Source organism: Spirosoma luteolum (assembly GCF_054778875.1).
In genome coordinates, this window is record NZ_BAAGZE010000008.1 from 350,922 (window position 1) to 362,978 (window position 12,057).

At 58.7% G+C, this 12,057-nt stretch carries 4 protein-coding genes; all 4 read right to left on the minus strand.

Annotated features, from left to right (window positions below):
- Positions 1-63: 63 nt before the first annotated feature.
- Positions 64-4,161: an endonuclease/exonuclease/phosphatase family protein gene (locus ACYVAC_RS15430; protein ID WP_461098641.1), complete on the minus strand. Its 4,098-nt coding sequence runs from the start codon at positions 4,159-4,161 to the stop codon at positions 64-66.
- 504 nt (positions 4,162-4,665) lie between these two features.
- On the minus strand, positions 4,666-4,941 hold the full coding sequence (locus ACYVAC_RS15435; protein ID WP_461098642.1) for a hypothetical protein: 276 nt from the start codon (positions 4,939-4,941) through the stop codon (positions 4,666-4,668).
- A gap of 342 nt (positions 4,942-5,283) precedes the next feature.
- Positions 5,284-8,820: a hypothetical protein gene (locus tag ACYVAC_RS15440; protein ID WP_461098643.1), complete on the minus strand. Its 3,537-nt coding sequence runs from the start codon at positions 8,818-8,820 to the stop codon at positions 5,284-5,286.
- 684 nt (positions 8,821-9,504) lie between these two features.
- On the minus strand, positions 9,505-11,886 hold the full coding sequence (locus ACYVAC_RS15445; protein WP_461098644.1) for a hypothetical protein: 2,382 nt from the start codon (positions 11,884-11,886) through the stop codon (positions 9,505-9,507).
- Between the last annotated feature and the right edge of the window lie 171 nt (positions 11,887-12,057).

Sequence of the window (12,057 nt, forward strand, 5' to 3'; positions counted from 1 at the left end):
CTAAAACGGCGAAGGCCCCAACCACGGTGGTTGGGGCCTTCGCCGTTTTAGGAGTGGGCCTGCCTAATTAACCTTGATCACTTTGATCAGCTGCGCTTTGGTCGGTGTAGACGCCCGCAGCAGCAGCATACCCGCTGCCTGGCGGCTCACGTCGAACGTGTGGTGCTGCACAGCCTCAGCCTGACCGCTGCGGAAGGTATCGAGCACCTGACCGCGGCTGTCGGTCAGCCGGATTTCCAGCGCCTGACCCTGCGCACCGAGCACATCGACCGACAGCTGTCCGTTATGGATTGGGTTGCCCAGCACCTGAATCATCAGCGGTTCGGTCGACTCCGCTATGCCAACCCGGCCGTTGGTATTGCATACCGCCAGCCAGTTATAGGCAAACGTCGACGTGGTGCCGCCCTGCGTTGCCTGCAAGGTGATGGTCGGGTTGTCGGTGTAGAGCCGCAGTGTGTAGGGCCCCGCAGCTGTCGTAGCCGCCAGCTCGTTCACCACCTGGAAGGTGATGGCGCTGCCGTCGGTGCCAGTGTACTGGGGCGTGAAGGTCAGCGAGCGTTCGGTAGCCGATACCTGCTGGCAATTGACCACGCTGGCCCCCGTGATCGCAAACGAGCCCGTTGGCGGATTGGTCGGCGTAGTTGTGGTGCAGGCGGCCAGCCAGTTATAGGCAAACGTCGACGTGGTGGCACCTTGCGTGGCCCGCAGTTGAATCGTGGCGTTGTCGGTGTAGAGCCGCAGCGTATAAGGGCCCGCAACCGTGGTGGCCGCCAGTTCGTTCACCACCTGGAAGGCAATGGCGCTGCCGTCGGTGCCGGTGTACTGGGGCGTAAAGGTCAGCGAGCGTTCGGTAGCCGATACCTGCTGGCAGTTGACCACGCTGGCCCCCGTGATCGCAAATGAGCCCGTTGGCGGATTGGTCGGCGTAGTCGTAGTGCAGGCAGCCAGCCAGTTGTAGGCAAACGTCGAAGTCGTGGCACCCTGCGTGGCCCGCAGCTGAATCGTGGCGTTGTCGGTGTAGAGCCGCAGCGTATAAGGGCCCGCAGCCGTGGTAGCCGCCAGCTCGTTCACCACCTGAAAGGTGATGGCGCTGCCGTCGGTGCCGGTGTACTGGGGCGTAAAGGTCAGCGAGCGTTCGGTAGCCGACACCTGCTGGCAGTTGACCACGCTGGCACCCGTGATCGCAAATGAACCCGTTGGGGTAACCAGTTTCGTCAGGTCGAAGCGCGAGATAACCGGGTTGTGGTCCGACGTGGTGTTGCCGTAGTTCGGAATGCTGAACGGCTGCAGTACGTAAGTCGAATTGCTCACGTAGGCCGGCGCCAGATCATTCGAGATAATGATATGGTCGATAAAGCTGGCCGACGAGTTGAAGGTCGAGCAACCCTGGTTTTCGAGGGGCAGCGTCAGCGGGCTGTAGTTGGCCGCATCCGTGACAAACGGCTGGTACGACGATTGTTTACCAGTGGCGATCGAACCATTCAGTTTATCGTTGTAGTCGCCCAGAATGACCAGATTAGCCGTTGGGTAATTGGCATCGAGAGCGGCTTTCAGGTCGATGATATCCTGCGCCCGACGGTTGTAATCGGCCGTAGCGCTACCCGACTTGGCGTGAATAGCCACCACGTGCACGCGCTTGGTTACGCCGTTGATCGTTGCATCGGCCACAAACAGGAACGGCAGCCGGCCCGACGACCAGTTGTTGGCCGCAGGATAGTTGTAGTTGCCATCCAGCAGCGGTTTGGTTTCTTCCAGCACGGGCGTTACCGTGGCTTTGTTGTAAATCACACATACTTTCTGCGCCAGGCTGCTTGGCCCGAATACCGTTGGCGGATTACCAGTTGGCGTCTGATCGCAATCATTCTGGAAGTAGTACGAGAAGCGGTTCGAACAGCTATAGCTGTAACTGCCGGGTATTGCGGCTACGGCTGCGGCAAAGCGGTTGATATCGCTGATTTCCTCTACGGCAACGATATCGGCTTTAAGCTTGCCCAGCACCGTAACGGCGTTACTTTGCTGCAGGTCCTCGTTGGTCGGCCCCATGTCGTTATAGTTCAGGTTGCCATTGGGGCAGATAATCGTTCCGGCATCGGCGCCGAAAAACTCCATGTTCCAGGCCGCAATGTCGAGGGTCTGATCGGTACCCAGTGCGCTGGTCGTGCCTACCGTACAGGTCAGATCCTGCGCGGGCGTAGCGCCCGGCACATCGGCCAGAATACGGGGCTGCAGTTGCAGGCCGTTGGTACCAGGTGTGGTAGCACCCGACACAAACCGATCGGCAATACCGGTTACGCTAACCGGGTTGGCTGGCTGGCCGGCACCGGCCAGGGGCGAGTTGGCACTGATGCGTAGCGTGCCCGACTGGCCACCGGCCGAAATCGTGTAGTTGGTACCGCCCACGAAGGTCGACGCTACGGGTGTGATCGTGGCGTTCGTAATCGTCACCAGTTGCCCCTGGTAGTTGGGCAGCTGATCGGGCGTGATGGCGACCGGCGTCGGTACCACGTTGCCGGCACCCGTTACGACGGTGAACGTCGTAGCAGCCGACGAGGTAATCTCGGTGAAACCGTTGAAAATGCTGATCGGGCCCCGGGCCTGCACCAGATCGCCGATCTGCACCAGTGTGCTCAGGTCGGTACCGGTCGGACCGCTGTAGACTACAATACCGCCCGTTTCGTCCTGAATATAAATCTGGCGCGAACCCAGCTGGTTAGTTACCGTTACCCGGCCCTGAATCGTGACCGTCTGACCAACGCTGGTGCGGGCCGTAGCAATAGGCGTATAAGGGCTATTCGACGTAACACCACCGCTGACGCTTACATCGGCGCTGAGCGAGCCGCTTACGTTGGTGATGGTGCTATTGACCGTGCCGATCGACGTGCCGGCCAGCCGCACCGAAATGGTCGCGTTGACTGAACCGCCCGACTGGGTAACGGTGAGGTTATCCTGGAAATTGGTACCATCCTGGCTAACCTGATAGCCGGTCGGCGCTGTTACCGTAACGTCTGCAGTCAGACCATTGGCCGTCAGGGCATAGGTTTGAACGGCCGAGGGCGTTCCCTGCGGGGTGCTGAAACCCGACAGCGTGGTGGGGTTAGCCACCAGCGATGGCGCATCGTCGTCGATCAGCGTGATCGTCTGCGCCAGGGGTGTACCCAGCGTAATACCCGCCGATGGGTTGGTCATGGTCAGCGTGGCCGTTTCGTTACCTTCTACCAGCTGATCATTGATCATGGTGAACGTAATCGAACCCGTTGTCTGTCCATCCAGAATGGTAATTGTCGCGTTGCCGTTGGCACCCAGGAAGTAATCGACGCCATTGGTAGCCGTACCGGTAGCACTCAGGTCGATTGTCTGGTTGCCCGATACGGGGGCCGAGGCCGTAGCCGTTACGGTAACGGTCTGGGCCGGATTTTCGGTAGCCGTAGTCTGATTGATCGACAGGGCTACCGTGGGCACGTTACTGGCCAGCGTAGCCGTAACAGTCAAGTCGTCGACAGACACCCCATGATCATTACCGGTGTCGTTAGCGTCAGACCACTTCAGTAAAACCTGCTCACCAGCAGCCAGGGGCGTCGGGAAGGTGATGGTGCCGCTAATGGCGGTTCGGTTGGCGCTCGCATTTCCGTCTAGAGCAGCCGCCGTAGCGCCTACTGTTGGCGTCGTAAAATCGAGTGCTGATACGGGGGTGCCGGTTGCACCAATTACCAGATTAGTACCCGTCGCGTAAGAAACTGTCAGTTTCTGCGCACTTGTGTTACCGCCATTCCGCCATTGTTCACCCGTGTACGAAACCTGGAGCGACGCAATAGCCGAGCCGGTATTGTTGGTAAAAATAACCCCGTACTGAGGGGCAGCGCTTGCTGAAGCCACCGATCCCAATGCCCGCTCTGAACTACCGCTGGATCCATAGCTGTAGAGCGCACCCGAATTACTCGAACCGGTATTCGCATTATACGTTGTCTGGGTACTCACCCAACCCGGAATCGTTGTGTTGTTAGTCCAGGTGTTGGTCGTTCCAGTCGTAGCCAGTGAATTGAAATCCTGCGTGTACGTCAGGTTTCCTGACGTTAGCGATACCTGTGCCTGCGCTGTCTGCGCGCAAAGCAAGGCCAGTACCCATAGCCATAATCGGCTAAACGAACGTAGTTGTTGATTCATGAAAAAACGGATTAGTTGGCGATACTGACAAAAGTACGCCAAAACCGGTTAATCCAGATTTCCTCTGTATTAACAACGCACGTTTAGGCCACACCCCCATCATTTCCCGTTCAGAAAATGAGGCAGGGGGCTGTGGCCTACCGCTTACTCAGTATGATCGTTTACCCGTTCGCTATAGTACGACTCGTTTATTCGTTTTTTTTCTGTTTGTCAGACCTGGCACGAGTCAAGCGTGCAACCGCCTGACTGGCAGCATACGCCCTGCCCAAACACACCAGCCGACGCGGGTTGAGCCCGGCCGACTGTCCGTTTGCCTTGGCCTGGCTGACAGCGTACCGTATAAAAACAACGACTGCTGCCAGACAAATGAATCCCACCTGTTGTTGCCGAATGGTTTAGCGCCAACTAATCCCTTTCGAATCCAAACAACTGGCATTTCCGGGGCTGCCGTTTCGGTTATCTCCCAGCAAATTCTTCGCCAGACTGAACCAGTCTTTGACCCTCCTACGACAACCGGGGCCGGGTAAGCCGAAGCAGAATACCGAGCAGACCAGCCCCAACCGCCCATACGAGCAGCAGCGCGATCAGACCAATGCCCGCGTACACGGCTTCGTCTTCCTGCTGACGCTCGTTACCAGCCGCGGCTACCTCATCCGGCGCGTTGACCAGGCCAAACACCACCCAGATAAACATGAGTATGTTGAAGCCGATGAAGACCCATTTAATTACTTTACCAAATCCGGTGCGCCGGGGTTTTTCCTGCACAAGCGGTAGTTCCATATTTGATCGATGGTTTATTCGGTGTAGCCAGACAGGGTGTTGCTGACGGCTCGCTATCAGACCGGCTTGTCAGGGCTACCCGGTTCGGCCTGTATTAAGCAAACCTGTTCCTGATGCGCCAGCGCCGTGCCGTAGCGTACTGAACGAAAGTACGGAGTCACATGACTAGTTTTCAAGGCTATAGCCAACTTTGAGGTTGAACCCGGGCTTTTCTGAGTGCGAAGCCGCGCTCCGCCCGATCGGTAAGTCACCAGATAAACACAACACCCCTGACTCCCCAAACGCACAGCGCCCCGACCAGCCAGGTCGGGGCGCTGTACACACATTGATTTAACAGGCCACCTAGTCAGCCTTCAGCACTTTTATTGTCTGCACCTGCTGGCTTGTGCGCGCCCGCAGCAGCAGCATACCGGCCGCCTGACGACCCACCTCGAAGCTGGCCGTCTCGACCACACCCGCCGACGCCGTCCGCTGCCGGTCGATGACCTGGCCCCGGCTGTCGAGTAGCTCCAGGTCCAGGGCCTGACCGGCCGCTCCGCGCACCTCGGCCCGCACTGTGCCCCCCACCACGGGGTTGCCCAGCACCTGCACCGCCAGCGGCTCGCGCGACTCGGCCACGCCAATCCGCCCCGACTTGCTCAGACACGCACCCAGCCAGTTGTAGGTAAACTGGGTGGTTTGCCCGTTCTGCGTCACCCGCATAATCACCGTCGGGTTGTCGGCGTAGAGCTTGATGGCGTAGGGGCCGGGGGCTGTGGTGGGTGCCAGCTCGTTGACAATCTCGAAAAGAATGGGCGTACCCTGATCGCCCGCGTACTGGGGCGTAAAGCTTACCTGCCGGGCACCGCCCTCCGACGCATTACACTGGGTCTGCACCGTCTGGATGGTCGCCGTAGCCGGAGCCGGCACCGGGGCTGGCGGGGTGGGCATCGTTGGCTGGGTAGGGTCGGCCGGTGCGGTTGGGTTCGTGCAGCCCGCCAGCCAGTTATAGTTCAGCGTTACCGTCTGCCCGCTCTGGGTGGCCTGCAGGGTAATCACCGCATTGTCGGGATAGAGCTTGAGCGTATAGGGACCGGCGGCCGTGGTGGGCAGCATCTCCCGCAGCACGGCAAACGTGACGGCGCTGCCATCCAGGTTGCTGTACTGGGGCGTAAAGCTTACCTGCCGAACGCCCCCCTCCAGGGTCACACAACTCACCGGCTGCACGGCGCTGATAGCAAAGCCAGCCACCGGTGTGGTGGGCGTCGTCGGGGTCGTGGGTGGTGTTGTCGGCGGGGTGGGCGTCGTGGGGTTGCTCAGACTGGCGCAGCCGGCCACCCAGTTGTAAGCGAAGCTGGTGGTCTGGCCGTTCTGGGTCACGCGCATGGTCAGCAGCGGATTGTCGGCGTAGAGCTTGATGGCGTAAGGGCCGGGGGCTGTGGTGGGTGCCAGCTCATTGACGATCTCGAAGGTGGTGGGCTGGCTGGGATCGTTGTTGCTGAGCTGGGGCATCAGGCTCACCACCTGCCCACCACCGGGGGCCGACTCACAGCCCAGCGGCTTGACAGCGCTCACCGTGACCGGACCCGCCGGACTGGCTACTCCATTCAGCGGAAGACCCACGTAGCCACCCCGGTTCAGGTGTGTGATCATTCCCTGGATCGTGCCGTGACTACTGCTGTTCATCCGCACGAACAGCGTAACATTCACCTGTCCTGCGGTGGGCTTGATGGCGAGATCCTTGTGGAAACTGATGCCATCCAGGCTTATTTCAAACTCGCCCGAACTCATCACAGTCACGTCGTCGACCACCGGCCCCGTTTTCAGCTGGTAAGTTTTGGTCTTCGATGGTGTACCCTGAATGGCGTCGAAACCCGTTAATTCTGCCGGGTATACAGCGAGTTGGGGAAGCGTAACTTCTCCCTGTATGGGCAAAACAACCTGTACATCGTTGCTATTCATCGTCAGCTCACCGGTAAACGGGCCAGTACCTGCCCAGGCGCTAACCCGCACATACACCGTCGCGTCCACGCTTCCATTCGTCTGAGCCAGCTTCGCCCAGGGCATGAAATTGACGCCGTCGAAACTCATTTCCAGCTCACTCGGTCCATGAAAAGACACATCGGCCGGTAATTGGCTCCCGGCTAGCTTGAAACTTTGCACGGCCGATGGAACTCCGGTTGCGGTTACAAACCCCTTCAGTTCCGTCACCGATGCTGTGAGGGTTGGCTTGACGGCCGACACCGCACCAGTGAGGGCCAGGCTGACCGGCGAGTAAGCCCCGGCCTGCTGGTTCACAATAACCCCGGCCAAAGGGCCCACCGGTGCTTTGGCGCTAAGTCGCACGCTGATGGTTCGGCTCGATTTGGCCTTGAGTGAGACCGGCAGCGGATTTCCAAACGTTGTGCCATCCGGGCTCAGCTCGTAGCCAGCCGGCGCCGTGAGGGTAGCCTCTGTATCGGTGTCTGCCTGGTTGGTCAGGTCGTACGATTTGGCGGCCGAAGCGGTCCCCTGCGTTGTCGAGAAACCATCCAGCTTATCGACCGACAGGGTCAGGGCCGATGCCGTTGGCACGGCCTCCACGCTGCCACTGACCGATACGAATTCAGGGTATAATGACATAAACCCGCCGTGACTTACTTCACCCGCATATGGGCCGGTGGCAGTACCCCCCAGCCGCACCCAAACCGTTTTCCCCACGCCTACGTCAAAAAGTGTCAAATCATGTTCATACGGGCCGGCTTCCTGTTCACTCAACTCAAAGCCTTCCGGGGCACCCACGAAAACAAACTCTGAATCGATATTGAACCCGGTAATCTGATAAGCCTGAGGGGCCGATGGGGTACCCAGGGTGGTTTTGAACGGCGTCAGCGCAGTTGTGCTTAAGACAATCCCCTGGTCATTGGCCGGATCGAACGCCCCCACCATAACATTGGTGCCTACTAAATCGGCCAGGGTGTTTGTCACCTCACCGCTGGCGTTTTGGGCGAGCATCTTCACCCAGACAACCTGCTCGATAGTGCCCGCCGATGTCGACTTGAGTTCCAGCGTTGCACCATACTGCGCATTGTCCGTACTGACCGCAAAGCCCGCTGGTGCTTCCACCCCGATCGTGTAATCGCCCGGCAGATCCACTCCACTCAGGAAATAGCGTTTGGCTTCCCCGACCTTATTGAATTTAAGCGCTTTAGCCGATGATCGTAACTGAGGCATCGACGTGGGTGGCTCCTCGACGGGTGGTTTCTCCTCGTCGGCGGGCTTGCCGGCCTCGACCACTTCACCACTGATCACTAATTCCTTTGTCACTTCGCCACTCGTGGCAGTCAGTTTGCCGGCTGTCTTGCCGACTGTCGCTGCATCGATCAGCTTTACATAAACGGTCTGCCCCGTCTCAAACCCGTACGGTAAATCCAGGTTTGTAGCGTAGGTCCCGTCGGGCTGGTCTGCAATCAGGAAACCAGCCGAGACACTAACCGAAATTTTCTCCTGCAAATAGTCGCCGTAGACAATAATTTCCTGAGGTGTCTGCGTTTCGCCTGCAACAACCGGTACGGGTGGTACATCTTCTCTAATACCTACCGTAGCAGTTCCTCCGTATAACTGGACGCCCACAAACTTATCTCTCCCCACTTGCGGCTGCAGGCCCGGCGTGGCCACATAAATATTGGCTTCCTGATTGCCCGTAGTCCCTTCCAGCAGACGGACCCAGACGGTCGTTTCCTTTAGCGATCGGTTGGCGATGGGCAGTGTCAGGCTCGACGAATAAGTTCCTTCCTTAGCCAGGCTCATTACATAAGTCCCTTCACTTGTCAACACAACGTTATCTTCCAATTGACTGCCCGACACGTTGAAACCAAGCGCATTGGACCGCTTTCCCGGATACCGGGAGAACGTGTTCAAGTAGTCAGGTGTACAGATAATTTCCGGTCTTGGGGGCTCAACATACGCAATCGCAACAGTAGCCTCACCGGCTTCAACAGCATCGTCTATGTCCTCCTTGATATAGTTTTTTATGGTAGCGTTGACCTCCCCTTTAACCCAAACGGTCACGGGCTGATCGGCCTTTACATCATCGTAATAGAGAATATAGTGATCGTAAGGCCCCTCTTTGGTTTTACTTATTAACCCCTCTGGCGATTCGACAATGACGTACACATGGTCATACCCATATCGATTTTTTTTTATTTTACTGGTCAACTGATAGGATTGAGGAACGAGGTCGGGGTTTTTCCAGGTCCTTGTAAATGTCAATTTATTTGTACTTGCTATCAGGTTCTGGCCCTGGGCGGTACTACCCCCTAGCAGGGCCAGCAGACAGAGGCAGGTCATTAAAAAATACCGTAGTGGTTGTCGCATAGATTAAGTCAATTAAGTGGACCCGTAAAGATACAACGCGCCCCAAAGAGCTTCCCCGCTGTCGGCCTACCTTGAGGTTGAATCGCCCCTTTTCTGAGTGCGAAACCACTCACCATCCTATTAGCAAGTCACCGTAATGGCGCAAAATCAACTCAACACCCCTCCCCAAACGCACAGCGCCCCGACCAGCCAGGTCGGGGCGCTGTACACACTAATTTAGCAGGCCACCTAGTCGGCCTTCAGCACTTTCACCGTTTGTACCTGCTGAGCCGTGCGGGCCCGCAGCAGCAGCATACCGGCCGCCTGACGACCCACCTCGAAGGAAGCCGTTTCGACCACTCCCGCCGACACCGTCCGCTGCCGGTCGATGACCTGACCCCGGCTGTCGAGCAGTTCCAGCTCCAGGGCCTGACCGGCCGCTCCGCGTACCTCGGCCCGCACGGTGTTACCCACCACGGGGTTGCCCAGCACCTGCACCGCCAGCGGCTCGCGCGACTCGGCCACGCCAACCCGCTTCGATACATTCAGACACGCGCCCAGCCAGTTGTAGGTAAAGTTGACCGTCTGACCGCTCTGGGTCGCCCGCAGTGTTACGATCGGGTTGTCGGTATAGAGTTTAAGCGTGTAGGGACCCGGGGCCGTGGTAGCCGCCATCTCGTTGACCACCGCGAAGCTGATGGACGTACCGTCGGTAGCGCTGTACTGGGGCGTGAAGGTGACCTGACGCGCACCGCCTTCCTGACCGCTACACTGGGTTTGCACCCCCGTGATGCCAAAGGCAACGGGCGTCGGGGTCGGGGTTGGTGTTGGGGTCGGATTAGGCGTGGGGGTCGGGGTGGGCGTTGGCGTGGGGGCCGGATTCATACAGCCCGCCAGCCAGTTATAGTTCAGCGTTGCCGTCTGCCCGTTCTGGGTAGCCCGCAGCGTAATGGTTGGGTTGTCGGTGTAGAGTTTAAGCGTATAGGGGCCCGGGGCCGTGGTAGCCGCCATCTCGTTGACCACCGCGAAGCTGATGGACGTACCGTCGGTGCCTACGTACTGGGGCAGCAGGCTTACCTTGCGCTCACCACCCGAGATCACCTCGCAACTCACCGGCTGCACACCACCGATGCCAAACAGAACGGCCGGGCCCGGTGTGGGGGTAGGCGTCGGATTAGGCGTAGGATTAGGATTAGGCGTGGGTGTTGGTGTTGGCGCGGGGGTGGTGCCGCAGCTGGCCAGCCAGTTGAAGGCGTAGGTGGTCGTCTTGCCGCTCTGGGTCGCCCGCAGGGTAATGGTCGGGTTATCGGTGTAGAGCTTCAGGGCGTACGGACCGGCCACCGTCGTGGCGCCCAGTTCGTTGACCACCTCGAAGCTGATGGGCGTTTCGTCGCTGCCGCTGTATTGGGGCACGAAGCTCACCAGCCGCTGGGAGGCCGTCACCGATGCGCAGCTCAGCAGCTGGGCGCCCGTCAGCACCAGCGGACCGGCCGGCTTGACCTCTCCCGTCACGGCTACGTTGCCCGAGGTGGCCCCGCTTACGTGGGTGATATTGCCCGAGATCGGCCCAACCGTTTCCCCGCTCAGCCGCACATTGACCGACACATCGACCGATCCGATCTGGTTGGGCTCGATCGATACCGTGTTGCCGAAGCTACCGGCATCGCCGGTCAGGCTTACCTGCACCCCCGCCGGGGCGGTTACCACGACGGGTTTGGTCAGCCCGTTGCCCAGGACAGCATAGATCGTAACCGCCGAGGGCTTTCCTTTAATCGTCGACAGGTTTATGGACGCTGGTCCATCGAAGCCCAGCGATCCCGTTGCGCCGAAAACGAGCACGTTTGCCTGCTGTTGTTTACCCTGCGCATCGGCCAGCGTGATGGGCCCCTCGAACAAACCGCTTTGCGCGCCCGTCAGCCGGACATACACTGTCTGGTCGATGGTGCCATCGGCTTTGACGGTTACGCTCGGCGATGCTTTGTAGGTATTGCCCAGCCGGCTTAGCTCAAAACCAGCAGGGGCCTTCAGCGTCAGGGAGGTATTTGGGGTGAAGTTACTGCCCTTGATCTGGAAGGTCTGGGGCGTTGAGGGCGTACCGTATTTGGTTTCAAAACCCGCCAGCGTACCGGGCGTCATCGTCAGCACCGGGGCCGGGGCATTGACCTGGCCGGTCACGGACAGGAATACGGGGTCGTCGCCCGGCGACAATCGATGGGACACATTACCCGTTTTTTCACCCAGCGTCTGTCCGCTTAGCCGAACCCAGATAGTTTTCTCAACCATTCCCCCTACGCGTTCAACCAAGAGGTTGACGGCATAAGTACCCGACTCGCTCAGACTGAGTTCATAGCCGGAGGGCGCGAATATGTTGACGTTGTATTGCAGATTGCTGCCTGTCAACGCATACGACTGGGCCGCCGAGGGCGTTCCCAGGGTCGTGACAAAACCCGCCAGTGAATTGGGTGTCACCGTCAGCACCTGGGCGGGCGCGTTGACCTGGCCGCTGAGGGCTACTTTGGTACTTATGGTGCCTTGACTAATTACTACGTCTCCACTGAATGGACCTACGCTGGCTCCAGTCATACGCACCTTGATATCATCGCTGATGGTTCCATCTGGTGTAACAGGCACGCTTGTTTCAGCGCCATATCCCAATTCATTGATAGCTGATTTCACCTCGAAGCCGACAGGTGCCTTTACCAATACAGGCACCTTCGGATTGAGGCTACTTCCTTTGACTGAGAACGAGCTTTCTGTCGATCGAGTACCGACCTCAGTGGTGAACGCAGGAAGCGAGGTAGG

Excerpts from the sequence above, each read along its gene's own strand:
- ACYVAC_RS15430 (WP_461098641.1), bottom strand. The coding sequence starts at position 4,161 with ATGAATCAACAACTACGTTCGTTTAGCCGATTATGGCTATGGGTACTG.
- ACYVAC_RS15435 (WP_461098642.1), bottom strand. The coding sequence starts at position 4,941 with ATGGAACTACCGCTTGTGCAGGAAAAACCCCGGCGCACCGGATTTGGT.